General features: G+C 66.9%; 19 protein-coding genes. 6 read left to right on the plus strand and 13 right to left on the minus strand.

Translation table 11 applies throughout. From position 1 onward, the window contains the following. Positions 1-43 precede the first annotated feature (43 nt). The 6 genes from PBT88_RS14025 to PBT88_RS14050 are packed head-to-tail and all read right to left on the minus strand — an operon-like array spanning position 44 to position 8,544. Complete coding sequence (locus PBT88_RS14025) at positions 44-1,048, minus strand: YncE family protein (RefSeq protein ID WP_270075949.1); 1,005 nt, start codon at positions 1,046-1,048, stop codon at positions 44-46. 27 nt (positions 1,049-1,075) lie between these two features. Beyond that, on the minus strand, positions 1,076-4,153 hold the full coding sequence (locus PBT88_RS14030; RefSeq protein ID WP_270075950.1) for an efflux RND transporter permease subunit: 3,078 nt from the start codon (positions 4,151-4,153) through the stop codon (positions 1,076-1,078). Then, positions 4,153-5,229 carry an efflux RND transporter periplasmic adaptor subunit gene (locus PBT88_RS14035; RefSeq protein WP_270075951.1) on the minus strand — a complete coding sequence of 359 codons (1,077 nt, stop codon included), beginning with the start codon at positions 5,227-5,229 and terminating at the stop codon, positions 4,153-4,155. The genes PBT88_RS14030 and PBT88_RS14035 overlap by 1 nt, the downstream gene beginning before the upstream one ends. Continuing rightward, positions 5,226-6,545 (minus strand): TolC family protein, encoded by a 1,320-nt coding sequence (locus tag PBT88_RS14040; RefSeq protein ID WP_270075952.1) that lies wholly within the window; start codon positions 6,543-6,545, stop codon positions 5,226-5,228. Before PBT88_RS14040 ends, PBT88_RS14035 begins: the two co-directional genes overlap by 4 nt. After that, entirely contained in the window at positions 6,542-7,864 is a 1,323-nt protein-coding gene (locus PBT88_RS14045) for a sensor histidine kinase (RefSeq protein ID WP_270075953.1), read from the minus strand. Before PBT88_RS14045 ends, PBT88_RS14040 begins: the two co-directional genes overlap by 4 nt. Continuing rightward, positions 7,861-8,544 (minus strand): response regulator transcription factor, encoded by a 684-nt coding sequence (locus PBT88_RS14050; RefSeq protein WP_270075954.1) that lies wholly within the window; start codon positions 8,542-8,544, stop codon positions 7,861-7,863. Before PBT88_RS14050 ends, PBT88_RS14045 begins: the two co-directional genes overlap by 4 nt. A 371-nt stretch (positions 8,545-8,915) precedes the next feature. Between PBT88_RS14050 and PBT88_RS14055 the strand changes: the two genes are divergently transcribed. Next, complete coding sequence (locus PBT88_RS14055; RefSeq protein ID WP_270075955.1) at positions 8,916-9,086, plus strand: hypothetical protein; 171 nt, start codon at positions 8,916-8,918, stop codon at positions 9,084-9,086. A gap of 370 nt (positions 9,087-9,456) precedes the next feature. Here the strand turns inward: PBT88_RS14055 and PBT88_RS14060 are convergent, their stop codons facing one another. Beyond that, on the minus strand, positions 9,457-10,623 hold the full coding sequence (locus tag PBT88_RS14060; RefSeq protein WP_270075956.1) for an L-dopachrome tautomerase-related protein: 1,167 nt from the start codon (positions 10,621-10,623) through the stop codon (positions 9,457-9,459). A gap of 366 nt (positions 10,624-10,989) precedes the next feature. On the opposite strand from PBT88_RS14060, the gene PBT88_RS14065 reads away from it, so the two are divergent. Next, positions 10,990-12,126: an MFS transporter gene (locus PBT88_RS14065; protein WP_270079272.1), complete on the plus strand. Its 1,137-nt coding sequence runs from the start codon at positions 10,990-10,992 to the stop codon at positions 12,124-12,126. Between the two features lie 20 nt (positions 12,127-12,146). On the opposite strand, the gene PBT88_RS14070 is transcribed toward PBT88_RS14065, so the two are convergent. The 6 genes from PBT88_RS14070 to PBT88_RS14095 all read right to left on the minus strand — a co-directional run bounded on the left by PBT88_RS14070 (position 12,147) and on the right by PBT88_RS14095 (position 20,389). Continuing rightward, positions 12,147-13,280 (minus strand): acetate/propionate family kinase, encoded by a 1,134-nt coding sequence (locus PBT88_RS14070; protein ID WP_270075957.1) that lies wholly within the window; start codon positions 13,278-13,280, stop codon positions 12,147-12,149. A gap of 2 nt (positions 13,281-13,282) precedes the next feature. Continuing rightward, positions 13,283-15,703, minus strand: a complete 2,421-nt coding sequence (locus PBT88_RS14075) for a phosphoketolase family protein (protein WP_326521542.1) — start codon at positions 15,701-15,703, stop codon at positions 13,283-13,285. A 219-nt stretch (positions 15,704-15,922) separates the two neighbouring features. Next, positions 15,923-18,157 carry a xanthine dehydrogenase family protein molybdopterin-binding subunit gene (locus PBT88_RS14080; protein ID WP_270079274.1) on the minus strand — a complete coding sequence of 745 codons (2,235 nt, stop codon included), beginning with the start codon at positions 18,155-18,157 and terminating at the stop codon, positions 15,923-15,925. A 2-nt stretch (positions 18,158-18,159) separates the two neighbouring features. Further along, positions 18,160-19,140: an FAD binding domain-containing protein gene (locus PBT88_RS14085; protein WP_270075958.1), complete on the minus strand. Its 981-nt coding sequence runs from the start codon at positions 19,138-19,140 to the stop codon at positions 18,160-18,162. Further along, on the minus strand, positions 19,137-19,688 hold the full coding sequence (locus tag PBT88_RS14090; RefSeq protein ID WP_270075959.1) for a 2Fe-2S iron-sulfur cluster-binding protein: 552 nt from the start codon (positions 19,686-19,688) through the stop codon (positions 19,137-19,139). The genes PBT88_RS14085 and PBT88_RS14090 overlap by 4 nt, the downstream gene beginning before the upstream one ends. Positions 19,689-19,966: 278 nt before the next feature. Continuing rightward, entirely contained in the window at positions 19,967-20,389 is a 423-nt protein-coding gene (locus tag PBT88_RS14095) for a low affinity iron permease family protein (RefSeq protein WP_270075960.1), read from the minus strand. Positions 20,390-20,764: 375 nt separating this feature from the next. On the opposite strand from PBT88_RS14095, the gene PBT88_RS14100 reads away from it, so the two are divergent. The 4 genes from PBT88_RS14100 (at position 20,765) to PBT88_RS14115 (ending at position 25,748) form a co-directional block, all read left to right on the plus strand. Next, positions 20,765-22,087 carry an amidohydrolase family protein gene (locus tag PBT88_RS14100; RefSeq protein ID WP_270075961.1) on the plus strand — a complete coding sequence of 441 codons (1,323 nt, stop codon included), beginning with the start codon at positions 20,765-20,767 and terminating at the stop codon, positions 22,085-22,087. Positions 22,088-22,164: 77 nt separating this feature from the next. Then, positions 22,165-23,367 carry an L-dopachrome tautomerase-related protein gene (locus PBT88_RS14105; protein ID WP_270075962.1) on the plus strand — a complete coding sequence of 401 codons (1,203 nt, stop codon included), beginning with the start codon at positions 22,165-22,167 and terminating at the stop codon, positions 23,365-23,367. A gap of 127 nt (positions 23,368-23,494) precedes the next feature. After that, positions 23,495-24,490, plus strand: coding sequence for a LacI family DNA-binding transcriptional regulator (locus PBT88_RS14110; protein ID WP_270075963.1), 996 nt, complete (start codon positions 23,495-23,497; stop codon positions 24,488-24,490). 322 nt (positions 24,491-24,812) lie between these two features. Further along, positions 24,813-25,748: a YncE family protein gene (locus PBT88_RS14115; RefSeq protein ID WP_270075964.1), complete on the plus strand. Its 936-nt coding sequence runs from the start codon at positions 24,813-24,815 to the stop codon at positions 25,746-25,748. Positions 25,749-25,791 lie beyond the last annotated feature (43 nt).

Below are 25,791 nucleotides of genomic sequence, written 5' to 3' on the forward strand. Positions count from 1 at the left end.
CGGTAGGAAGGCCGACGACGGCCCCCTTTTTTCTGCACGGCTGTCAGCCCGTCGTCGCCGGATTGACGACGAGGACATGGAAGGTGCCCGGCATGATCGGCGGACGCGCCTGCCCGGAGGCGGCCACGCCGAACGCCGCGGTCGGCAGATAGACGTGCCCGGTTCGCGGATCGAGGGCGCCGGTGCGCGCGCCGACCTCCGTCTTCAGCATGGCGACGACCCTGGGGCCGGCCGCGCCATCCAGCGCGATCCGGTCGATTTCACCGCTCTTGCCGCAGGGAATCCAGGCCAGGCGGCGCGCAGCATCCAGGATCACCGCATCCGGCCCCTGGCCGATATCGAGAAGCGCGACGAGCTTTCGCGCACGCGCGTCGATGATGGCGGCCTTGCCATTGTCGCAGGCCGAAATCAGCCGGCCGGTCTTCGCATCGTAAGCGAGCCCGCTCGGCGCCTCGCATCCCGGCAGCGCGATCGGGGCGCCCGCCTTCATCGTCCGGGTGTCGACGGTTTCGATCTCATTCTCATCCTCGTTGTTGACGAACAGCGTGCCCCTGTTGTCGAGCGCGGGGAATTCGAGGCCGGGCTTCAGCGCGACGGTGCCGATCATCTTGGCGGTCCTGGTGTCGATCACGTCGACGACGCCATCCTTTGCGGCCATGACATAGGCCTTGCCGGAAGCCGCATCGAACACGGCACCGTCCGGTTTCTGGCCGACGGCGATATGCGCCAGCTCCGTGCCGTCGGCCGCCCGCAAGATCCGCACGCTGTTATCGTCGCCACTGGTGAGGAGCAGGCGGTCGCCCGGCAGCGGCAAGACGGCATGGCCGTGCGCGATCGCGCCGATCGACCGCGCCTTGCCACCATCGGCCAGATCGAACGCCGTCACCGACGTGGCCCGCGCCACATAGAGCATGGCGTGCGCGGCATCGACACCGGCATAGTCCCATCCGCCATCGGGCCCCGGCAAAGTGGTCGTCACGGTCGATGCGGGTGCGGCGGCCAGCGTGGCACTGCTGAGCAGCAAGGGAACGAGAGCGGAAAGGCGCATGGTCATCTCCATCAGACGATAGGATTATCAGCCCGCCGTTGCGGGCACCGGATGTGCGGGGCGATGGCGATCGGCCCACTGGACCAGGATCGGCATCGCCAGCAGGACGAGCGGATATTGCAGCAGCAGCCCGGCGATGATCGCGATCGCGAGCGGCTGCTGGATGCCGGACCCCTGGCCGATGGCGAGCGCCAACGGCAGCAGCGTCAGGATCGCCGCCAGCGTCGTCATCGTGATCGGCCGCAACCGGTTGCCGCTCGCGGCGCGGGCGGCGGCGCGCGGCGGCATCCGCTCCGCCAGCTCGGCATATTCGGACATATAGAAGATCGCCATCTCGGTGCCGATGCCGATGATCATCGTCATCCCCATCAGCGCCGTGATGTTGAGTTCCACGCCGGTCAGCCACAGCGCCACGAAGACGGCGGTGGTCGAGAGCAGGGAGCAGCCGATGATGATCGCCGGGATCGCGAAGCGACGGTACAGCACCAGCAGCAGCACGAACTCCGCCACCAGCGCCGCGGCGAACACCTTGGCGAGCCCGGAAAAGGCGATCTGCTGCTGCTGATAGAGTCCGCCCAGTTCGTAGCGGATACCGGGCGGCAGCACGCCGGGCTTGTCGAGCGCGGTCTTCACGTCGCCGACCGCCGCGCCGATGCCACGGCCGACGATGCGCCCGGTGACGGCGACCATCGGCTCCAGATTCTCGCGTGCGATCTGCGGCTGGCCGGTGAGCACCGTGACGGTGGCGACGCGCGAAAGCGGGAAGATGTGACCGTCAGGCGCGCGGATCGGCAGCTGCGCGAGCTGCGCCTGGGTCAGGGTGAGCGCATCGGGCAGGCGGACGCGGACGTCGATCACCTTGTCGGTCTGCGGCAGCGAGGTCGCCACCGCGCCGGTCAGCGCGTCGCTCACCGCCGTCTCGATGTCGGCAGGCGCGGTCCCCTCGAAGCCGGCACGAACCGGATCGACCTTGACGTCGAGCGCGTCGCCGGCGAGCTGGAGCCCGCTCTTGACCTCCTCGACGCCGTCGATCTTGCCGATCAGCGCCGCGACCTTCTCCGCCACCGGCGCGATGCTGTTGGGATCGGACGAGAAGAGCTTGATCTCGATCGGCTGCGGCACCGCCGTCAGATCGCCGATCAGATCCTCCATCAGCTGCGCGACCTCGATATCGAGACCGGGCACCTGGGCGGTGATCGCGGCGGTGACGTCGGCCATCACCTCTTCGGTCGGCTTGGCATGGTTCGCCTTCAGCCGAACGAAATAGTCGCCATGATAGCTTTGGCCGAGATCGCCACCGAGCCCGGTGCCGAGCCGCCGCGAGAAGGTCTCGACGTCGGGATTGGCCTTCAGCAGCGCATCGACCTCAGCCATCTCGCGGCTCGTCTCGATCAGCGAGGTGCCTGGCCTGGAATAATAATCCATCACGAAGCCGCTCTCGTCGACCTGCGGCATGAAGCCGGTCGGCACCTGCGAATAGGCGAAATAGCCGACCGCCAGCAGCGGCACGAGCAGCACCGCCAGCACCCAGGGGCGACGCCCCAGGCCACCGAGCGCACGACCATGCACACGATCGAGCCGGCCTTCGCCGCCATGGCCCGGATCCTGCCACCGGCCGAAATCGACCAGCCGGCGGGCGAGCAAGGGCACCACGAACGCGGTCATCGCCCAGGAGATGGCCAGCGCCGCCGCCATCGTCACCGACAGCGCCTTGGAGAAGGCACCGGTCACGCCCGAGAGGAAGGACAGCGGCAGGAACACGATCAGCGTCGCGAGGCTGGAGCCGGTCAGCGGCGTCATAAACTCGCGCGCCGCGGGCAGCACCGCGGCATTGCCGACCGGCCCCGCGCCATCCTCGCGCAAGACGCCGGCGCGCCGCGCGATATGCTCGACCATCACGATCACGTCGTCGATCAGCAGGCCGACCGCGGCGGCGATGCCGCCCAGCGTCATGATGTTGAAGCTCATGCCGAGGATGCTGAGCACCAGCACCGTGGCCGCCAGCGTCGCCGGCACCACCATCACCGCGATCAGCGTCACCCGCCAGCTGCGCAGGAACAGCAGCAGCACCAGCGCCGCCAGCACCAGCCCGATCAGCACCGCGTCACGCACGCTCGCCACCGACTGGGTGACGAGCTGGCTCTGATCGTACCAGCAGACCAGCTTCACCCCGGGCGGCAGCTTGAACCGGGCCAGCTCTGCCGAGACGCTGTGCGCGATCTGCACGGCGTTGCCGTCGGGCTGTTCGTAGATGTTGAGCAAAACGGCGGGCTTGCCGTCCTCGACGATGCGCTGCCACACCGGCACCACCCCCGGCTGGACGGTGGCGACGTCGCGGACATGGATGACGCCCTGCGGCGTCGCTTTGATCACGATATCGCCGACCTGTGCCGGGGTGGCGATGCTGCGATCGGCGAGCACCAGCGAGAGCCGGCCGCGATCCTGCACCTGGCCGACCGCACTCAGCACATTGCCGTTGCGGATCGCGGTGGCGACGTCCGCCATCGCCAGGCCATAGCCGGCGAGCCGGTTGGGATCGGCCAGCACCTCGACCTCCGCGGTGTCGCCGCCCTGCACGTCGACCCGCGACAGGCCGGGGATGCCGGACAGCAGGGGCGTGATCTGGTAGGTGCCGAGATCCTTCAACGAGACCGCGTCGGCCTCGGGATGCTCCGAAACCAGCGCATAGGAGATGATCGGGAAGACCGTGGGGTCCATCCGGCGAACATTATAGGCGGTGCCGGCCGGCAGCGTCGGCAGCGCGCGGGCAATGGCGGCATCGACCAGCAGCGTGCTCGCCACCATGTCGCGGCCCCAGCCGAAGTCGATCGACACCTGCGCCGAGCCGCGCGTCGTCTCCGAACGCACGTCCTGCACGCCGGGGACGGTGCGCAGCACCTCCTCGACCGGACGGGTGACGAGGATCGCGGTCTGGTCCGCCGGGCGGCTGCCGGCGTCGAGATCGACGACCACGCGCGGGAAGGAGACCTGCGGGAACAGCCCGATCGGCAGAGTCAGCGCCGCCACGATGCCGGCCAGCGCCAAAGCGAAGGCGACGGCGAGAATCGCGCGCGACTGGCGCTCGATGAAGTCTGCGACCCCCATCAGCGGGTGCTGCGGACGGCATCGCCATCCGCCACCTGATAGGCACCGCCGACGATCAGCGGCCGGCGCGCATCGATCGCGCCGGAGACGACGTCCTGCCGGGCATCGGTCTGGATCAGCTGCACGGGCACCGCGTGCGCCTTGCCGGCGACGATCTGAAAAACGTTGGCGGAATCCTGTCCGCCGGTCACGACCGCGTCGTGGGGCACCACCCAGCCGCTATCCTGCCCGGCCGCGATATCGGCGCGCACCGCCTGGCCCGCGAGGATCGCACCGGCCGGGAAACGAAGATCGACATCGACCAGGCGGGTGGTCGGGTTGAGCTGACCATCGATCCGCAGGATACTGCCGGCGATCGGTGCGGCTGTGTCGGCCTGGTCGGCCAGCCCCGCCAGCCGTGCCGCCTGCCCGACCCGCAACGATGGCCGCAGCGCCGGATCGATGCCGACGGTGACGATGATCGCGCCCTTGCGCGCCACCGTGACCAGCGCCGCGCCGGCCAGCGTGCGATCGCCCTGCGCCACCGGAATGGCGGTGACGATGCCGTCGAACGGCGCGCGCAGGATATGAATACCCTGGCCGGCGCCTTCGCGACGCAGCGCGGTCAATGCGGCCTGGGCATCCGCCACCGCTTTCTCGGCCTGAGTGAGTTGATCGCGGGTGGCGAGCTGCTGGGCCAGCAATTGCGCGGTGGTGTCGCGCTGTTTGCTGGCGCTGGCCAATGTCGTGGCGGCGGCCTCGTAGCTTGCCAGCGTCGAGGGTGCGACCGCGAAGTGGAGCAGCTCCTGCCCGGCGGAGACCGACGCGCCCGGCGTCACCGCAAGGCTCGCCACCTGTCCGGGCTGGGCGACGCTCAGCGTCTGCGACCCGTCGAGCGAGGGCGTGGCGCTGCCATAGGCGGTCAGCCAGCGCGTGACCTGTCCCTGCCGCGGCGCAACCGTCGTCACCATCACGGTCGGTGCCGGCGCGGCGGCCTGATCACCCGAGCCGCAACCGGCGAGCAGCAACAGGCTCGCGCATGTGAAGGCGGCGGATGCCCCGGCCCCGATCGTCCGCCTTGTCCGCGGCGGGTTCATGGCGCAGGCTCCGTCATCGTCAGAAGATCGACCGTGGGCAGCCCCGCGCCGATCAAAGTCTGCAGCGCGACCTGCCGGTCCATGATCGCCAGCTCGAGCGTCATCACATCCTGTTCCTTGGTGAAGCGGGCGGTCAGCAGGCTGACATAGGCAGCCTCGTCGATCGCCGAGGCGCCGCGCGCGGCGACGGCACGGTCGGCGGCCCGCCGCACCGCCGGCAGGTCGGCCCGCTGCGCGGCGAGCTGGCGGCCCAGCTGCTCGATCTCGGTGAGCGCCGCCGCGACCTCGCCCGTGGCGGTCGCGAGACGCGCCGCATAATCGGCCCGGAGCTGCGCCCGCGTCGCCCGCGCGATCGCGATATTGCCCTGGCCGCGATCGAACACCGGCAGGCCGATCGTCGCCTGAGGACCAAGATTGACGACCTTGCTGGAGTCGCTGGATCCTGTCGCCCCCAGCACGAGATCGGGGAATTGGGAGAGGATCGCCTGTCGCACCGACTCCTCCTGCGCGGCATAGCCCAGACGCAACGCCAGCAGATCCGGGCGGCGCTGCGGCAATGTGACTAGGCTGGCTCGGATCGCGGCGGGATCGATCGGCGGCAGCTCCGCCGCCGGGGCCAGAAGGAGCGGCGCATCGGGCTCGAGACCGAGCAACGCGGCAAGCTGGTGGCGAAGCTGCAGTTCGCGCTGCTCGACCGCATCCCGGCTGGCTCGCGCCGCCTGCACCGCCGCGAGTGTGGGCGCGGCCAGCACCAGCGTCGTGTTGCCCGCCCGCAGCGCCGCGTCCATCGCGGCGTTGCGGGCGGACAGGATCGCGAAGGCCTGCTCCACGATCGGCAATTGCCGGCGCGTGCCGATCAGATCGACCGCCAGTTGCCGCGCCTGCCCCGCGACCTGCCATTCCTGCCACAGCAGATCGGCGGCGGCACGGCCCTGCACGTCCCGCCCGGCACGCCGCTTGGAACGGTAGGTGATCAGCGCCTTCACGTCCTGGGTCAGCCCGACATTCCACGCCGGTACGATACCGACGCCGGAGATCAGCGGCAGGATCGCGCCGGACAGCGACGGATTGGGCAGGATGCCGCTCTGGATCAGCTCGGCATCGGCGATCCCGCGCGCCGCGCGCGCCGTCTTGAGATCGGGATTGTCGCGCAACGCCAGCCGCACGACCGCATCGACCGTCAGCGGGGCCGTCTGCGCCGCCGGATCGACGGCGGGTGCCAAGAGGGCTGCCTCGGGAAGCGGCGCCGGGGCATAATGCTGGCACGCCGCCAACGGCAGCAGCGCGCCGAACGCGGCGGCACGAAACCGTCTCATGCGGTAAATTCCAGACTGATCGAAAGGCCGGGTCCGGCGTCGGTGAGGACCAGGGCAGCGCCGTGGATATGCGCGACCGCCGCGACGAGGCTCAGCCCTAGCCCGTGGCCCGGCGTGTTGCGACTGGCTTCCAGCCGGGCGAAACGGCGCGTCACCCGCCCGCGATCGGCAGCGGCGATCCCCGGACCATCATCGATGACGCCGAGCCGGCAGCCACCTGCGATCGGTTCCAACACCAACCGGATGCGCGTGCCGGGCGGCGTATGCGCCTGGGCATTGTCGAGCAGGTTGATCAACGCCTGCGCGATCAGCTCGCGATCGCCGCGGATCGGCGCGACGGCCGTGATCGCGCAATCCAGCGTGCGGCCGCGATCCTCGATCGCCGGGGCGTAGCTGTCGCAGATCTCGGCCGCCAGCCCCGAGAGATCGACCGGCCGGAAGGTCTCGCGCAGACGCCCCGCCTCGATTTCAGACAAACGCAGGATCGCGCCGAACAATGCCAGCACGTCGTCGCTCTGCTCGATCGCTCGCGCGATCGTGGCATTGCCCGGCGCCTCGGCGAGGCCATCCTCCAGATGATTGCGCAGCCGGGTCAGCGGCGTCCGCAGGTCATGCGCGATATCGCTCGAGACCTGGCGCAGCGTCTCGATCAGTGCGCCGATCCTGTCGAGCATCGCATTGAGCGCGCGCGACATCCGATCGAATTCGTCATCGCGCGGCCCGATCGGGATGCGCGTGTGCAGGTCGCCCGCGATGATGCCTTCGGCGGCGACGCTGATCGTCGACAACCGCCGACGCAGATAGGCGCCCAGCAACAACGCCCCCGCCGCGCCGATGCCGATCACCACCAGCAGCGCGATCAACAGCGAGCCCACAATGGCATGATCGATACCGTCGATCGCATCCCGGTCGGCCGCCACCACCAGCCGTTCGCGATTGGCCAGCACGATAGTCAGGGCGCGCGCCTTGTCCGCCCTGTCGTCGCCATCCTGAAACAGGATGGTCTGCCAGCCCGGTTGCGGCATCCCGGCGTTCAGCGTCCCGACGATCCGCCGGCCATCGGGCGCGTAAAGCGCGTAGCCGAGCGAGCGCGTCGCCTGTGCCGTGCCGCGCAGCAGGATCAGGCCGCGCAGGCTGCCCTCGCCCTCGCGATGATATTCGCTGAGCAGCGAACTGGTTTCCGCCGAGATGCGATCGTCCAGCTGGCCGCGCAGCGCGACATGGGCGGACAGATAGACGGCGCCGCCGAGCGCGACCATCGCCAGCGAAAAGGCCAGCGAATAGATGATCGAGATCCGATAGGCGGCGCTGCGCATCATGCCGGCTCGTCGCTCCGCAGCCGGTAGCCCGCGCCACGCACGGTCTCGATCGCATCGCGGACGCCGGCGAGGCCGAGCTTGGTGCGGAGCCGGCTCATATGGCTCTCGACGATATTGGTCTGCGGCTCGAAATGGAAATTCCACACCGCCTCGAGCAGCATCGAACGGGAGACGATGCGGCCGGCATTGCGCACCAACTCCTCCAGCAGGCGAAACTCGCGCGGTTGAAGCGGCACGAGGTCGCCATCGATCCGCAATTCCCGCCGCAGCAGATGGAGCATCATCCGGCCGCTCTGCACGGTCGCCACGTCGGGGCTGAGCCCGCGCCGCCGCACGATGGCGTGCAGCCGGGCAATCAGCTCGGACATCGCGAACGGCTTGGTCAGATAATCGTCGGCCCCGGCATCCAGCCCCTGGACGCGATCCTCAATGCTGCCGAGCGCGGTGAGCATCAGCATCGGCGTAGTGACGCCCGCGGCCCGCGCGCCCGCCAGCACGGAGACGCCGTCCATCCCGGGGATCATCCGATCGAGCACGACGACATCGAAGGCATCGCGCGTCAGCCGGTCCAGCGCCTCATGCCCCGTCGCGACGTGCGCGACGATATTGCGGCCATCGTCCAGACCCCGCACGATGAAGGCGGCCGCCACGGCGTCATCCTCGACAACCAGTATCTTCATGCGTCGCCCAGCCCGATCATCAGGGATGGTTCTAAGCCAAATCCCGCGAGCCGAACTTTAAAATGCCCCAATGTTCACAAAAATCCGAACAGGAGCGCTCGCATCGCCGTCGCCCCGTCTGGTGAAAGCCCTTCTCCACCCGTCGACATCTTGTCGATGCACAGCATCTCGAGCGCAGTCCCACGAGGCGGACGGGGATCGAGATTTTCCCTGTTCGCCGATCCGCCTCGGATCCGGCCATGCCGCTGAGTCGCCGGCCTTGATAATGAACCCGTAAACCTCATCGCCTGCCGCCCAATCATTTCGGTTCCCACGGCCAATCATCTATGAGCAATGGCGCAACCCGTTTGCTGCTTCCACTGGAGTTCATCATGCTGATCATGATCGCCGTGCTGATTGCGTTTTTGCTCATCGCTGCGATTTTGTGGACGGTGGACCTGTTGAAGGCCAGGCGAATACGTGCCGCCAAACGGTGGAGCCGCGAGAAGCAGATCGAGCGGCGGCAGCGCCAGGAAGATATCCAGCGCCGGGTCGACGAGTGACGGATCGGCGCGCCTGCCGCGCCATGAACATGTCGGGCACCCAGCAATGATTGGGTTTCCTCATCAGGATGATATCGATCACCGGCATCGCCGGGGCGGAATTGAGGCTGGTTTCACTGGCCTTCCTCCAGCGCTGAACTCCGGCAAAGGCGGCATGGCCTTCCCGCCGGCCGAGAGGCATCATCGCTACAACCTCATTCTCACCGTTCCGACAGATCCCGCCTTTCTCCGCCGCGCGGCGAGCGCCTGCACAGCCATCGGCGGGATCGGAGCGAAGGGGCGATCTCACAGGATCACGCGATCGGGCACCGGCCCAGATCGATGCCGAGTGGCGCCGCCCTACGGCGGAGCGGCCGGCGAATGGCGAGCGTCAGGCGGTTCGCCCATCCACCGCGTCGCCCAATAGGATCCCGCCAACTTCACGGGGTAGCGGCATGGACAGAACCAACCATGGCGCTCGTGTCGAATCCCGGCCGCCGGCGTTGGCGGCGATATTCTCCAGCTGTGCCGCCGGCACCAGCAGCCGTCGGTTCGAATCGATGAAGATGGCATCAGGACTGACGAGCCGATCGTCTTCGACCAGCGTCGCGCGCACGCCGCGCGGAGAAAGCACGGTGATCCGCCGGCGCTCGCCCTCGGACAAATAGATATTGCCCAGCGAGTCGATCGCGGTGCCGCCCACCGTCGGAATAAGCGCGACCGTCTGGATGGCAGCGGCGAGAGCCGCATCGTCTTTCGTGTCATCGCGCAGCAGGCGGGTCGGGATCCGGCGGATCGGCCCGGTCGGGGCGCACCAATAGAGCCATTGTCCCGCGGCATCGACCTCGATCACATCGCTGTGGGTCTCGGGCCGCTTGCCCGCGCCGTCCGCCAGCGGCCGGCCGTCTGTTCCCCTCTGCACCGCATCGCGCGGCTTGCGCAGGAGCGGCTGCTTCGACAGCCGACGCCATGTTCGCCCGGATACGAGATCATGGACGATGATCGCGCCGAGCCCGGAATCGGTAACATAGAGCGTCGAGCCGTGAATGCGCAGGTCGTTCATCGTCGCGCCGTCGGGCAGGATGGTCGCATCGAAGCGCAGCACCTTCAGCACCGCTCCCGTCCGGGCATCGAGCCGGACGATCTTCGGCTGCGGCAACGCGGGATCATGCTCTACGCTGCCTTGGTCGACCACCCACAGGCTGCCGTCTGCGAACACATGCACGGCGTTGACCATGACGAAGCGGTCGCGACCATCCTCACCCGGCTTCCAGCCGTTCCATGTGCCGCCCGGAAAGGCCCGCAACTGGCCATCGGCCTCGACCCTGGCGAGCGACGGCGTATCGATATGGCCGGCGAACCGCGGCAACCCCAGAAACATCCCGCCGTCGGCCGTCACCGCGACGCCGTTGCAAAGCCAGGGCGATCGCGCCGCCACGGCGAGGGCGGCGCTGCGCGAAGCGGCGGATCGGGCGACGGCAAGGCCAGGCCGGCAACATGCGGCAGCACCGGCGAGCGTCGCCAGGCTGGCACGACGGGAGAGAAGCGGTATCGGCATGGCCCTGCAACGCCGCGCGCGCCGTTTGGACGCTTCGTTTTTTCGGCAAGGTAGCGTGATGATTTGGGCAAGGATGGCGGCACGGAAGGCCCGAAGACTGGCGGACAATGCGATATAAGGGACGCCGACGCCCCTTCCCACCGGCGCCGGAGATACGATAAGCGGCACCGACACACGGGAACAGGTCCGGCCGATACTGGTTGCGCAGGTTCCACAGGAGAGCCGTCGACGCCCAGGCATAAGAACGCCGGGCCTACGGATTCGCATTTTCCGAGCCGTTATCGCTTTAAAGGGAGGCCGTCCTTGGCCACGAAAGACGGGACCGCGCGCGTCCACCATACCGGCCTGATCCTCTTCGCCCTGGCGATGGGCGGGTTCGCGATCGGCACGACCGAATTCGCCACGATGAGCCTGCTGCCGTTCATGGCGAAGGGATTGGGGATCGACGAACCGACCGCCGGCCATGTCGTTTCCGCTTATGCATTGGGGGTCGTCGTCGGCGCCCCGCTGCTCGCCGTGCTGTCGGCGAGGATACGCCGCGGCACGTTGCTGATCGCGCTGATGGTGCTGTTCGCGATCGGCAACGCCCTGTCCGCGCTCGCGCCGAGCTATGGCTGGATGCTGGCCTTCCGGTTCCTCAGCGGACTGCCGCACGGCGCCTATTTCGGGATCGCGGCGTTGGTCGCGGCCAGGCTGCTCGGCCCTGCACGCCGCACCACCGCCGTCGGCCTGGTCATGCTCGGCCTGACCATCGCCACCATCCTCGGGGTTCCCGCGGCCAATGAGCTCGGCCAGATCATCGGCTGGCGCTGGGGCTTCGGCGTGGTCGCCATCCTCGCGTTGATCACGGTCGCGCTGGTCGCCACGCTCGCCCCCAATGATGCTCCCCAAGAGGGCGCGAGCCCGCTGCGCGAACTCGGCGCGCTGCGCCGCCGCCAGGTCTGGCTTACCGTCGGCATCGGCGCGATCGGCTTCGGCGGCTTCTTCGCGGTCTATGCCTATCTCGCGTCGACGCTGGTGGCGGTCACCGGCATGGCCCCCAAGATGACTCCGATCGTCTTCGCCTGTTTCGGCGTAGGCATGACGCTGGGCACGATCATCGCCCCGCGCCTCGCCGACCGCCGGTTGATGCCGACGGTCGCCGGCCTGCTCATGCTGGAAGCGGCCGCGCTCGCGGTCTATCCGCTGGCCGCGCACAGTGCCTGGACGATCATGCTCGACGTCGCCCTGATCGGCATCGGCGGCTCGTTCGGAACGGCCTTGCAGACGCGGCTGATGGACGTGGCCGAAGACGCCCAGTCGCTTGCCGCCGCCCTCAACCAGTCGGCATTCAACGTCGCCAACGCCATCGGTCCATGGTTGGGAGGCCTTGCGATATCCGCCGGCTTTGGCTGGGCCTCGACGGGTCTGGTGGGGGCTGGGCTGGCGTTAGCCGGGCTGGTCGTCTGGTGTCTGGCCATGCTCGACGCACGCGCGCCGCTGCGCGAAATTCCCGCCGCCTGACCCGAACCGAGACGGCATTCTCACCCCATCAAGGCGTGGCAATGTCGCGCGATCATGCCTTCCTCGTCGGTGGGAATGACGTTGACGACGACCCTGCTCGTGGATGTCGAGATGGTCTCGCCATGTCGATCGTTGCAGGACGGCTCCAGGATCACGCCTTGCCATGCCAGTCTCTGTGCGATCGCCATTCGAACCGGCGCGGCATGCTCGCCAATCCCTCCGGTAAAGACGAGCCGATCGAGGCCGCCCAGGGTCGTGGCCAGCGCCATCGTTTCGCGCGCGATCGAGAAGGCGAACTGGTCCAGCGCCTCGCGCGCCTCCGGCCTGTCCGAAGCGAGCAGTTCCTCGACGTCGCTCGACAGGCCCGACACCCCCAGCAGCCCGCTCTCGTGATAGAGCAGCTGCTCCAGCCGATCGGCGTCATAGCCTTTCGCCTGCAGCAGATAGAGCAGGATGCCGGGATCGAGCGCGCCCGGTCGGGTGCCCATCATGATGCCGTCGAGCGCGGTGAAGCCCATTGTCGTATCCACGCTCTTGAGGTCGCGCATCGCGCAGAGGCTCGCCCCGCTACCGAGATGGGCGACGAGCACGCGCTGTCCGGCGGCGCCATCGTCGCGACGATGCAGGGCATGGGCGATCGCCTCGTAAGACAGGCCGTGAAAGCCGTAGCGCCGGATGCCGTCGGCCTCGAGCGCACGAGGCAGCGCGTAGCGACTGACGGGCGGCTGGAGGCGATGGTGAAAGGCGGTGTCGAAGCACGCAATCTGGAGAATGGCGGGACGTTCCCGGGCGATGCGGCGCATCGGCGCCAGGCTCGCGGGCTGGTGAAGCGGGGCGAGCGGAGTCAACGCGTCCAGTCGATCGATCACCTCAGCATCGACGCGCACGGGATCGGTAAAATCGCGTCCGCCATGGACGACGCGGTGGCCGATCGCGTCGATATCCGTGTCGCCGATCTGCGGCCCGATCCAGTCGAGCAGCTTAAGCGTCAGCGCTTCGGCCGTGTCGTCCGGCCATTCCTCCTCGACGTCGCCCGCTTTCAGCCTGGGTGCCTCGCCGATGCCGGAGACATGGCCCGCCAGACGCCGCGCCTCGCCCTCGAACACCGCGAATTTCAGGCTGGACGAGCCAGCATTGAGGGCGAGCACCGCCATCGTCAGTCGCGCCCCTCCTCGGTCGCGCCCGCATAGGGCCAGCTCCAGCCGGCGATGTCCGGCAGATCCTCGCCATGGGTGGTGACGTAGCGATGATGCTCGATCAGGCCGTTGCGGAAATGCTGCTTCGCCTCGACGGCGCGCACAGCGAGGCCCGGCACACGGTCGATCGCATCGATGGCGAGATGGAAGCGATCGAGCTCGTTGCGCACGACCATGTCGAACGGCGTGGTCGTCGTGCCCTCCTCCATGAATCCGTGGACATGCAGGTTGCGGTGGTTGGTGCGATTGTAGGTGAGCCGGTGGATCAGATGCGGATAGCCATGATAGGCGAAGATCACGGGCTTGTCGGTGGTGAACAGCGCGTCGAAATCGGCATCGGCGATGCCATGGGGATGGTCGCTCCGGGGCTGGAGCGTCATCAGGTCGACGACGTTGACGACCCTGACCTTCAGCTCCGGCAGATGCTGGCGCAACAGATCGACCGCCGCCATCGTCTCCATCGTCGGCACGTCGCCCGCGCAGGCCATGACGACATCGGGTTCTCCGCCGGCCTCTTGATTGCCCGCCCAGGTCCACACGCCGAGCCCTGCCGCACAATGATATTCCGCGGCATCGGCCGACAGCCACTGCGGCGCCGGCTGCTTGCCGGCGACGATCACGTTGATGCGGTCATAGGTGCCCAGGCAGTGATCGAGCGTGCGCAGCAGCGTGTTGGCGTCGGGCGGCAGATAGACGCGCACGATGTCGGCCTTCTTGTTCACGACATGGTCGATGAAACCCGGATCCTGATGGCTGAAGCCATTATGATCCTGCCGCCAGACATGGCTGGAAAGCAGATAGTTGAACGAGGAGACCGGCCGCCGCCAATCGAGATCGCGGCTGACCTTCAGCCATTTGGCATGTTGGTTGAACATCGAATCGACGATGTGGACGAAGGCCTCGTAGCAGTTGAACAGGCCGTGCCGCCCGGTCAGCGTATAGCCCTCGAGCCAGCCTTGGCAGAGATGCTCGGAGAGCACTTCCATCACCCGGCCATCGGTGGCCAAATCCTCGTCATAGCTTTCGATGGGCTCCTGCCAAACGCGATCGGTCTGTTCGAAGACGGCCTGGAGCCGGTTCGAATTGGTCTCGTCCGGTCCCATGATGCGGAAGTTGCGGCGGTCGGCGTTGAGCCGGATCAGTTCGGCGAGATAGCGACCGGCGGCCTTGGTCGCCTCGCCCTGCTCCTGGCCGTGAACCTTGGCGGTAGGCGCGAAATCGCGCCAGTCCGGACGGCGCAGCTCGGCACGCAGCCGCCCGCCATTGGCAAAGGGCGTCGATCCCATCCGCTTGTCGCCCTGGGGCGCCAGCGCGCGCAATTCGGGCACCAGCGCGCCATCCTCGTCGAACAGCTCTTCGGGCTTGTAGCCACGCATCCACTGTTCGAGCAGTGCGCGGTGCCCTTCGTCGGTACGCGCCGCGTCGATCGGAACCTGGTGGGCACGCCAGAATCCCTCGACCCTCTTCCCGTCGACCTCCTTGGGCCCGGTCCACCCCTTCGGGCTGCGCATCACGATCATCGGCCAGCGGGGCATACCGGCATGCCCCGCCTCGCGCGCGTCGCGCTGGATCGCGCGGATCTCGTCGAAGGCGGCATCGCAGGCGGCGGCCATGGCCTTATGCGCGGCGATCCGGTCATCGCTGGCGTCGATCACCACGAATATAGGCCGATAACCGAAGCCTTCGAACAGCTTGGCGAGATCGGCATCGTCCATCCGGCCAAAGATCGTGGGATTGGCGATCTTATAGCCGTTGAGATGCAGGATCGGCAGCACCGCACCGTCATGGACCGGGTTGAGAAACACGTTGCCGTGCCACGACGCCGCGAGCGGGCCGGTTTCAGACTCGCCGTCGCCGACGACGCAGGCCACGACGAGATCGGGATTGTCGAACGCCGCGCCATAAGCGTGAACCAGCGCATAGCCGAGTTCGCCGCCCTCATGGATCGAGCCCGGCGTCTCAGGCGCCGCATGGCTCGGTATGCCACCCGGAAAAGAGAATTGCCGGAAGAGTTTCCCCATCCCTTCGGCATCTTGCGGGATGGACGGGTAGATTTCCGAATAACTGCCCTCGAGCCAGGTGTTGGCGACCATGCCAGGGCCGCCATGCCCCGGACCACAGACATACAGGACGTCGGCATCGCGTTCGCGGATGATCCGGTTCAGGTGCGCGTAAATGAAATTCAGCCCAGGGGTCGTGCCCCAATGCCCGAGCAGGCGCGGCTTGACCTGCTCAGCGGCCAGAGGTTCGCGCAACAGCGGATTGGCCATGAGATAGATCTGCCCGACGGACAGATAGTTGGCCGCCAGGAAGTAGCGATCGATGAGCGCGGCATCCTCGTCCGTCAGCACGGCGGCATGGTCGGCGATCGGCATATCCATATGCACTCCAATGGCTCGATTCGGTGGCAGCGATGACAGGCCGAAGCGATCGCTTCGATGACGCAGGTCAAAACGCTTCGATCGCCCGGCGGCCCCGCGCCGGATCGCGGCAATCCACCGGGATGCGACGACATGCCTCCCGCCCCGGACGGGCCGGAATCGCTTGGCGACAGGTCGCGCCGTCGGCTCCCGGCCAAGATCGGCCCGATGAGCGACCCGTCAGCCCATGTCGGGAAGGCCCGGCAAAAGCTTGTCGAGAGTTACCGGGAAATCCCGCACCCGGACGGCGCACGCATTGTAGATTGCGTTCGCCACCGCCGCGCCGGCGCCCGATATGCCGAGTTCGCCGATGCCCTTGGCATGGATCGGATTGGCATGGATGTCGCGCTCGGGCAGGAAGTGGACTTCGAGTTGCGGTACGTCCGCATTCACCGGCACATGATATTCGGCGAGGTCGCGGTTCACGAGCTTGCCGTTGCGTGCGTCGTGATACAGTTCCTCGGTCAGCGCCGTGCCGATACCGAAGGTCATGCCGCCTAGGCATTGCGAGCGGGCGGTCTTCGCATTGAGAACCCGCCCGGCGGCGAAAACGCCCAGCATACGCCGAACGCGGACTTCGCCGGTGACTGCATTGACGCCGACCTCGGCGAAGTGCGCGCCGAAAGACGCCTGGCTGGTCTCCTTTTCCTGCTTGCCGGGCTTGATATGACCGATCGCCTCGAATCCCTGGCCGACGAGCTCGCCGATCGGGATCGAGCGGTTGGCGGCGATCGCCATGCCGTCCTTGAGGGTTAGCGCCTCTTCGTCGACGCCCATGGCCTTCGCCAGTTTGCGTTGCAGCATTTCGCAGGCGAGATAGACCGCCGAACCCGCCGAACCCGCCCCCCAGGATCCGCCGGAGCCGGCGGCGGGCGGATCATGGGTGTCGCCCAGCGCCATGCCGATACGATCGACGGGAATGCCGAGGATCTCGGACGCGATCTGCGCCAGAATAGTATAGCTGCCCGTGCCGATGTCGGTCATCGCCGACGAGACCGTCGCCGAGCCATCGGCATGAAGCTCCACCTTGGCCGACGATTCCATGAGCATGTTTCCGCGAACGGCCGAGGCCATCCCCATGCCGATCAGCCATTCGCCCTCGCGACGGGCGCCGGGCAGGCCGCGCTTCGCCCATCCGAAGCGCTCCGCGCCCTCGTCGAGCGCTGCCGTCAGGCTACGCGAGGAGAAGGGGACATTCTTCTCCGGATCCAGCGACGTGTCATTGATCTTGCGAAGTTCGATGGGATCGAGGCCGAGCGTCTCGGCAAGCTCATCCATCGCGCATTCCAGTCCAATCATGCCGACCGCCTCGCCCGGCGCGCGCATCGAGCCGGATAGGACGAGATTGAGCGGGATTTGCCGATGGCTGATCAACCGGTTCTCGCCGGCATAGAGCATGTGCGTCCCGATCCCGACCGGCTCGAAGAAATCTTCGCCCGGCTGATTGGAGACCAGGCTCTCCTGCCCGATCGCGGTCAGTCTACCGTCGCGCGTTGCGGCCAGCCGCATATGCTGTTCGGTGTTGGAACGGCGCACGGTCGCCTCGAAGACCTGCTGGCGGGCCATGACCGCCTTGACCGGCCGCCCCACCTGTTTGGCGGCGATTGCCGCGGCGACGCTTTCGGGCGCGACGCCCAGCTTCGACCCGAAGCCGCCGCCGATGTAGCGCGATATGATCCGGACCTTTTTGGCCGACAGCCCCAGGGATTTGGCGAGCTGCGACGCATCGGACGTCGGCATCTGGTAGGCGCCGTACAGGGTGAGGGAGCCATCCTCTTCCCACACGGCGGTCGAGGCGTGCGGTTCCATCGCCGCCGAATTCTGGCTGGGCGTGATATAGGTCACATCGACGGTGACGGGCGCCTCCGCCATCGCCCTATCGACATCACCTTGCGCGAAATGGCTGGGCGTAACCCCGTCGGGGGGCGAATACGCCTCGGCTCTGTGGGCCTCGAACCCATAGGCGCCCTCGCCGGCTTCATACGCGACCGGAAGCTGCAGCGCCGCGTCACGGGCGGCTTCATAGCTTTCGGCGACCACGATCGCGACGATCTCGCCCATGAAGGCGATGTCCTTCACGCCCTGCGTCGGCGCCTTAGTCTCGCCGCCCTGGCCCGAGACGCGGACGAAGCGATCGAAGTCGGTGACGACGTCGATAACGCCCGGCAACGACCGGACCGCCTCGGCATCGATCGACACGACCTTGCCGGCCCCGATCCGCGCGCTGACGAGGAAACCGTAGGCCAGATGGTCGAAGGCATATTCGGCCGCGTAGGTCGCCGCGCCGGAAACCTTCTTGGGACCATCGACACGATCGAAGGGCCGGCTGATCGAGCCCTGCACGCCGGTATCGAGAAGGCTGTGCGGATGGGGCTTGTCCATCGTCAGGCTGTTGGTGGTGCCGAAACCGAACATCGTCATGCTCCCGTCAGGTCGCGCAGCGTCGCGATCAGCGTGCGGCGGGCCAAAGCTATCTTGAAATCGTTGGAACCGGAGCCCTTGGCCTCGGCGACGAGCGCGTCGGCCGCTGCCGCGAACACGTCCGGGGCCGGGGCCTGGCCGACGAGGGCGGCTTCCACCGTGGCGTCTTTCCAGGGCATCGGCCCCAGCCCGCCAAATGCCAACGACGCGCTGGCGATCTTGCCATCCTCGATGGCGACGACCGCTGCGACCGACACGAGCGCGAAGGCATAGGACGCCCGATCCCTGACCTTGCGATAGGCCTGCTTGCCGACCGGCGGCTTGGGCAGTTCGACGTGGGTGATCAGTTCGCCCTGCCGGAGCACCGTTTCGATATGAGGCGTGCTGCCCGGCAGCCGGTAGAAATCGTGGATCGAGATTCGACGCCGATCCCCGTCGCGATTGAGCGTGACGATCGTCGCGTCGAGCGCCCGCATCGCCACCGCCATGTCGCTCGGATGGGTCGCGATACATTGATCGCTGGTGCCCAGGACGGCGAGGATTCGATTGACGCCGCCGATCGCATCGCAGCCGCTGCCGGGTGAGCGCTTGTTGCAGCGGGAGGCGGTGTCATAGAAATAATAGCAGCGCGTCCGCTGGAGCAGATTGCCACCGGTCGAGGCCTTGTTGCGCAACTGGCCCGATGCGCCTGCCAGCAAAGCCCGGCTGAGCACCTCGTACCCGTCGATGATGCGCGGGTCGGCGGCGAGATCGCTGTTCGGCACCATCGCGCCGATCGTGAGGCCGCCATCGTCCCGCGTCTCGATCGACGCCAGATCGAGCCGGCTGATGTCGATCAGCTTGGCCGGGGTTTCGACCTGCAGCTTCATCAGATCGAGCAGGTTGGTGCCGCCGGCGATGAAGCGGGCATCCTCGCCATCGATATCGCGCACCGCCGCCTCGGGGCTATCCGCTTTTTCATAGACGAAGGTCTTCATGCCACGACCTCCCCGACCATCGCAGCGTCCTTTTCATCGGCGGTACGGCCATCCGGTTCGGCGTCGCCGACCTCGCGGATCGCATCGACGATGTTGGGATAGGCCGCACACCGGCAAAGATTGCCGCTCATGCGTTCCGAAATTTCGCCGTCGTCGAACGCCGGCTTCCGCAAGTCGGCGGTCACATGGCTCGGCCAACCTTGGCGAACCTCATCCAACATGGCGACGGCCGAGCAGATCTGGCCCGGCGTGCAGTAGCCGCACTGATATCCGTCGTGGCGAACGAATGCCTGCTGGAGCGGGTGCAGGGCACCGACCTGGCCCAGCCCCTCGATCGTGGTGATCTCATCGTCCTGATGCATGACCGCGAGCGTCAGACAGCCGTTCACGCGCCGGCCGTTGATGAGCAGGGTGCATGCCCCGCATTGTCCGTGGTCGCAGCCTTTCTTGGCGCCCGTCAGGCCGAGATGCTCGCGACAAAGGTCCAGTATCGAGGTGCGGACATCGATATCGGCTTCGTAAGCGCGACCGTTGATGGTGAAATGCATTGGCCTGTCCCCATGGTTCGTACTGCCAGAACGCAAGGCTTTCCAATGGTGTCCAGGTGCGAATCATCCGCATCTTGCTCACGGGGCGAAATTGCGAACTGCCGGGACGAGCGGCTTTGGAAACAGCCGCGATCGCTGACCGGCAGCGGCGTCGGCGCCCCGTTCAAAAATCGAGAATTGGCGACTTCAACGAGCGCGCGCATGACGAAATGGGGAGATCGATCGCAAATTTTGAGAAGGCATGACGGCATTCGGAAGGAGCGATATGGCGATGCCGGTCAATAACGCGACAACAGACGGTCGACACTGTTCGTCACCGTCGCGCGCTTGCCTTCATATTTTTCCGGCTCCTTCTTGCAGTCCGCCTCAAGGGCCGCCCGGATTTCTGCAATCTGCCGGTCTGTCAGATGTTCTATCCCGATGAACGTGCCACGCGCATTGTCCAGCGCCCGGATAAGCTCATCGAGCTTGGCCTGCATCGCGGCGCCGTCCCGATTCTGGCTGTTCTGAATGAGGAACACCATCAGAAAGGTGACGATCGTCGTCGCGGTGTTCACGACCAACTGCCATGTATCGGAATAATGGAATATCGGCCCGGTCACGGCCCAAATCATGATGAGCGCGAGAGCGATGACGAAGGCCAGAGGCTGCCCCGCGAAGGCCGCCATACCACCGGCCATTTTCGTAAAGAACCGATCCATTGCGATGCTTTCTTACGGAACCTCAACGACTGGACCCTGGCGGGCAGAACGACAGGCGACCGAAATCGGGCCCAGGAAAGTTTTCCGAAGCGCGGTGATCGCCGCGACGAGGCGAACGATGGCGGACAGCGCGAAAAAGGCATTGGTCGTCGGCGTACCGGGAAGCGTCATTGAAGCAGCGCCCAAGGGGCGGCCCATTCTCTTGTGACAGGTCGCACGGGCAAGCTGTCGACGGCCAAAAGCCTCATACTTGCATCGCGATGCAACCTCTGAAAACATGCCGCGTTACCGGAACCAGGACAGCGATGCGGCGTGCGCGGCGATCGCCCCATTCAGAGCCGGCCAGCATAACCCCCTTCCCGTGAGGTGCGTATCGTGAAAGCCCTTTTTGCCATTGCCCTGCTCGGCGTAGCGCCCGCCACGGCAGCCCCCACCGCGCTCACCCACGTCAGGCTGATCGACGGCAGCGGGTCGCCGCCGATCGAGGATGCCACAATCCTGTTCGACGGCGATCGGATCATCGCGGCCGGTCGTAACGTCACGATCCCGGCCGGAGCGCATATCCTCGATCGGACGGGGACGAGCATACTCCCCGGCCTGATCTCCGACCATGTCCATGTCGGCCAGGTCGGCGGCACGACCAGCGGTGCGCAAAATTATACGCGGGGCAACATCACCGCGGCGCTCGCCCAATATCGCCGCTACGGCATCACCACCGTCACCGCGCTCGGCAACAATGGCCCGCTGTTCGATCCGATGCGGCTGGACGCCCATGCCGGCCGGCTGCCGGCCGACCTGTTCGGGGTCGATCAGGGCATCGGCGTTCCCAATGGCGCGCCGCCCGCCAAGATGATCAACGTCGCGCCCGACCAGCTTTTCCGGCCATCGACGCCCGCCGCAGCGCGCAAGGCCGTCGATACGATGGCGGACGAGCATACCGATCTCGTCAAGATTTGGGTGGACGACTTCGCCGGCACCATGCCCGTCAAGATGGACCCCGCGATCGTCCGCGCGGTCGTGGCGGAAAGCCATGCCCGGGGCTTGCGCGTCGCGGCGCATATCCATGATCTGGCGGACGCCGAGATGGTGATCGCGGCCGGCGCCGACATTCTCGCGCACGGCGTTCGCGACAAGCCCGTCCCCGCCGCCTTCGTCGCGACGCTGAAAAGCCGGGGCATCTGGTATATCGCGACGCTCGAACTCGACGAGGCGACGGTCGCCTGGGCCGATCATGCCCCGTGGACGCAAACCCCCTTCGCACAGGCAGCGCTCTCGCCCGCGCTCAAGATGGAGGTCGACGATCCGGCATGGGACGCCAAGACCCGCAGCGGCAAGCAGGCCGACGAGGCCCGCGCGTCGCTGGCGATGAACCTGCGCAACCTCAAGACGCTCTATGATGCCGGCGTGAAGATCGGATTCGGCACCGATAGCGGCGCGACCGCGCTTCGCGTGCCCGGCATCGCCGAGCATCGCGAGCTGGCGCTCAGCGTACAGGCCGGGCTCAGCCCGTTGCAGGCGATCACGCTGGCGACGCGCAATGCGGCGGCATTGCTGGAGCTTCGGGATCGTGGCGTCATCGCGCCGGGCAAGCGCGCGGATCTGCTGGTGGTCGACGGCGATCCCGCGCGCGACATCGCGGCCGCCGACCATATCGTCGAAACCTGGTCGAACGGCGAGGCTGTCGCAGGGCCGCGCTAGGCGCTCCGCCCTGGCCGAGCCGTCGTCCACCCGGACTCTCTTCTGAAATCCCCGCAACTCGAAAGGACAGCAACGTCATGCGATTTGCAGCGACCCTCCTGGCATTGGGCCTCGCCGGCAGCGCGAGCGCGCAGACACCCACAATCTCCGACAATCATGATCCCGCCTTCGGTGCCACGGGCGAAGTGCGGATCGTCGCCAGCATTCCCGGTCCCGATCCGTCGGGCATCGTCGTGATCGGCGGCCGCATGTTTCTGAGCTTCCCCAAGCATGACGGCGACCATGCCGGGCCGACGCTCGGCGAATGGAAGGATGGCCGGCTCGTCCCCTTCCCCTCCGCGGCGATGGCAGGGGCAGTGGCGTCCGATCGGCCGCCGGGCGAGCGGCTCGTCTCGGTCCACGGCATCACCACGGATACCCAAGGGCGCCTATGGGTGATCGACGACGGCAAGGTGAAGGGCCAGCCGATCGCGCCGGGCGGCGCCAAGATCGTCGGCTTCGATCCGGCAACCGGCCAGATCGTCGCTAAGATACTGCTCGCCGACGCACTGCTGCCCGGCAGCCACATGAACGATCTGCGTGTCGACCTGACCCATGGGCGCGCGGGTACGGCCTATGTCAGCGACAGTTCGTTCGACGGCCACCCCGCGCTGGTGGTGGTCGACCTCGCGACCGGCGCGCAGCGCCGGGTGTTGGCGGACGACAAATCGATCAAGGCCGATCCGGGCTTCATGACCATGCTCGACGGCCGCGTCCTGAAAGCCGATCCGCAACATCCGACCTTCCCCGGTGGCGGCGTCGATGGGTTGGCGCTCAACAAGGATGCGAGCCGCCTCTATTATGCGCCGCTATCCAGCCACCGGCTCTACAGCCTGCCCACCGCTCTCCTCGCGGACCCGTCCAAGGACGACGCCCAATTGGCCTCGGCTGTCGTGGACGAGGGCGAAAAAGGGGCAGCGGATGGCTTGGCCAGCGATGCCTGGGGGCGGCTTTATACCACCGCCTCCGATCATGATGCGGTGTTTCGCCGCAATCTCGACGGCGGATTCGATCTGATCGCACGCGATCCGCGCTTCGTCTGGCCGGACGGCATCTTCGCCGATGATCGGTTCGTCTATGTCGTTCTCGGCCAATGGACGCGGCTGCCGCGTTTCCATGGCGGCCAGGATCTGCGCAAGCCGCCGTTCCTGATCGCCAGGATGCCGATCTCGCCGCCGAGACCTGACGCCACGCGCCCGTCGCCGGCTCCGTCTCCGCCCTCCCGTGGCCATGCGATATGACCAATCCCATGCCGGGTGACAGGATCTGCCTTGGGGATAGGAATGGGCACCCCTATTCCGTCACCCTGGCCGCGCCGGTCGGGAGTGCTGAGACGGATATGCCCACACGCCTTCCGGGCAGGGCAGCATGATCTTCGACGGCGCCGAACGGCCGGTGACATCGCATGACGTCGCGCGCGCCGCAGGCGTATCGCAATCGGCCGTATCGCGTGCCTTTACGGCGGGCGCCAGCATCTCGCCGGTGATGCGCGACAAGGTTCGCTCGGCTGCGGCCCTGCTCGGTTATCAGCCCAACCTCTTGCCGCGCATGATGCTGCACGGCCGATCGGGCTTCATCGCCTTGGTCGTCGGCGGAGCCTATAACCCGTTCCATGCCGCCACGCTCGAGGCGTTCAGCCGCGCGCTGCAGGAGGCGGGCAAGAAGATCTTGCTCCTTCAGGTGGACGACGACCGTGCGCTCGATGCCGTCGTGAATGATCTCGCCGGCTACCGTGTCGACGGCGTGGTGAGCGCGCTCTCCATTCTCGGTGAGGAAGCCGCGGCGGCGATCTCCGCCCATCGCATCCCGGTGGTCCTGCTCAATTCCGGGCTGAGTTCCGAGTGGATCCGCGTGGTCGAGACCGACAATCATGGAGCCGGCCGTGCGGCGGCGCGGCTGATGGCGCGCGGTGGCGGCACCCGCTTTGCCTATGTCGGGGCACCGAGTGTCGCGTCCGCAGCGCGTAAGGCCGGATTTCAGCACGAGCTCGCGAAGATCGGCATGGCACCGCCATTGTGCCTCGAAGGCAATCTCGATCATGATGGCGGCTATGCGGCGGCCCGCGCGATGCTGGCCGCCCCGATGCGGCCCGATGCGATCTTCTGCGTCAACGACCTGACCGCAATCGGCGTCGCCGATGCCTGGCGGATCGAGGGCGGCCTCGACGTACCACGCGATGCCCAGTTGGTGGGCTTCGACAACATCGCCGCATCGGCGTGGCCGGCGTATCGGCTGACGACCTTCGATCAGAATGTCGATCGCATGGCTGCGGAAGCGGTTCGGCTCCTCGTGTCGCCCGCCCCTGCCACCGAACGCTCCTGTGTCGGGTTCACGCTCATCGAGCGGCACAGCACCGCACGCTGACAGATCGCCATTCGGCCTGATGGCTCGGGCGCCGGCCGCCATGGGGCCATCATCGGCAGGTCGCGCGCCCATGCACCGCGTCGGCGCCCTACGATGGCCGGGTCGTGCGGCTTCACCGCTTCGATCCGGCCTATCTGCATTTCGTCGCAGGCCGAGGCGGTACGCAACATGGCGGATGGCTGCCATGTGCGCGGAGCGAGCGGCGGCGACATCGCCGTGTCGATCACCGCCCTTCCGATTTAGGCAAGACAGTATCGCATCACCGGCGAGCCCGAATGTCGATGTCACGGGTTCTCGAACCAGATCAGCCTGGAGACGCACCATGATGTTCGACCCACGCGGCATCGTCGCCGTCGACAAACGCGGCGACCGCGTCCTGTTCCTCGATGCGGACACCCTCGCCATAGTCGGCGAGCTTCGCGACATGCCGGCACTCCCGCACGAACTCGCCATCTCGCCCGATCGCGCCTTCGCCTATGTGCCCGCTTATGGCGATGGCGCGCATGGCGACAATCCGCACCCCAATCATCGTCTGTCGGTCATCGATCTCGCACGACGCACACGCTTGTGCGACATCGATCTCCATCCGCTCGAGGCACCGCATACGCTGCGTTTCGGGCCTGACGGCAATCTGTATGTCGCCTGCGAGAATAGCGCGGCGATCGCCGTGATCGATGGCCGCGACCATCGGCTGATCGACAAGATCGACACCGGCTCCGCCAACAGCCATCGCCTCGCCATCCTCGACGATCCGGCGCTGATCTGCACGGACAATGAGGAGGATGCCAGCATCTCGATCCTCGACCTCGCCGAGCGCCGACGGATCGCGACGATAAGCCTCGCGACGCCGATCGCGGGCATAGAGATCGTGCCGGCGGAAGCTCGGCTCTATTGCAGCGACGCCGCGGCGCCCCGCCTGCTGCCGATCTCGCTCGCCTCGCTGCAGGCCGAGCCGGCGATCCCGCTCGAAGGGCATCGCAAGCCCTGCCAGGTGGTGCGGCTGAGCCCGGATGGCCGCCAGTTGATCGTGATCGGCGATCATGAACCGGTGGTGTCGTTGATCGACCTCGAGAGCCGGGCGCAACGCGCGATCGGCGTCGGAGCCAAGCCGATGGACGGCGGGTTCCACCCGGACGGCCGCACCTTCCTGCTCGCCAATGAGGAAGACGGCACGGTGTCGGAGATCGATCTCGCAGCCGGCCTCGTCCGGCGGACGGTGCGCGTCGGCGAAGGCTGCGAGACGCTCGCCTATTTCTAGGCGGGATCGGCATCCGGCCATGTCCGGTGGCCAGACCATCGAT

It is taken from the genome of Sphingomonas abietis, assembly GCF_027625475.1.
Taxonomy (GTDB): domain Bacteria; phylum Pseudomonadota; class Alphaproteobacteria; order Sphingomonadales; family Sphingomonadaceae; genus Solisphingomonas; species Solisphingomonas abietis.

Bases quoted from the DNA above. Each gene is read 5' to 3' on its own strand.
- PBT88_RS14025 (WP_270075949.1), bottom strand. From the start codon at position 1,048: ATGCGCCTTTCCGCTCTCGTTCCCTTGCTGCTCAGCAGTGCCACGCTG.
- PBT88_RS14030 (WP_270075950.1), bottom strand. From the start codon at position 4,153: ATGGGGGTCGCAGACTTCATCGAGCGCCAGTCGCGCGCGATTCTCGCC.
- PBT88_RS14035 (WP_270075951.1), bottom strand. From the start codon at position 5,229: ATGAACCCGCCGCGGACAAGGCGGACGATCGGGGCCGGGGCATCCGCC.
- PBT88_RS14040 (WP_270075952.1), bottom strand. From the start codon at position 6,545: ATGAGACGGTTTCGTGCCGCCGCGTTCGGCGCGCTGCTGCCGTTGGCG.
- PBT88_RS14045 (WP_270075953.1), bottom strand. From the start codon at position 7,864: ATGATGCGCAGCGCCGCCTATCGGATCTCGATCATCTATTCGCTGGCC.
- PBT88_RS14050 (WP_270075954.1), bottom strand. From the start codon at position 8,544: ATGAAGATACTGGTTGTCGAGGATGACGCCGTGGCGGCCGCCTTCATC.
- PBT88_RS14055 (WP_270075955.1), top strand. From the start codon at position 8,916: ATGCTGATCATGATCGCCGTGCTGATTGCGTTTTTGCTCATCGCTGCG.
- PBT88_RS14060 (WP_270075956.1), bottom strand. From the start codon at position 10,623: ATGCCGATACCGCTTCTCTCCCGTCGTGCCAGCCTGGCGACGCTCGCC.
- PBT88_RS14065 (WP_270079272.1), top strand. From the start codon at position 10,990: ATGGGCGGGTTCGCGATCGGCACGACCGAATTCGCCACGATGAGCCTG.
- PBT88_RS14070 (WP_270075957.1), bottom strand. From the start codon at position 13,280: ATGGCGGTGCTCGCCCTCAATGCTGGCTCGTCCAGCCTGAAATTCGCG.
- PBT88_RS14075 (WP_326521542.1), bottom strand. From the start codon at position 15,703: ATGGATATGCCGATCGCCGACCATGCCGCCGTGCTGACGGACGAGGAT.
- PBT88_RS14080 (WP_270079274.1), bottom strand. From the start codon at position 18,157: ATGTTCGGTTTCGGCACCACCAACAGCCTGACGATGGACAAGCCCCAT.
- PBT88_RS14085 (WP_270075958.1), bottom strand. From the start codon at position 19,140: ATGAAGACCTTCGTCTATGAAAAAGCGGATAGCCCCGAGGCGGCGGTG.
- PBT88_RS14090 (WP_270075959.1), bottom strand. From the start codon at position 19,688: ATGCATTTCACCATCAACGGTCGCGCTTACGAAGCCGATATCGATGTC.
- PBT88_RS14095 (WP_270075960.1), bottom strand. From the start codon at position 20,389: ATGGATCGGTTCTTTACGAAAATGGCCGGTGGTATGGCGGCCTTCGCG.
- PBT88_RS14105 (WP_270075962.1), top strand. From the start codon at position 22,165: ATGCGATTTGCAGCGACCCTCCTGGCATTGGGCCTCGCCGGCAGCGCG.
- PBT88_RS14110 (WP_270075963.1), top strand. From the start codon at position 23,495: ATGATCTTCGACGGCGCCGAACGGCCGGTGACATCGCATGACGTCGCG.
- PBT88_RS14115 (WP_270075964.1), top strand. From the start codon at position 24,813: ATGATGTTCGACCCACGCGGCATCGTCGCCGTCGACAAACGCGGCGAC.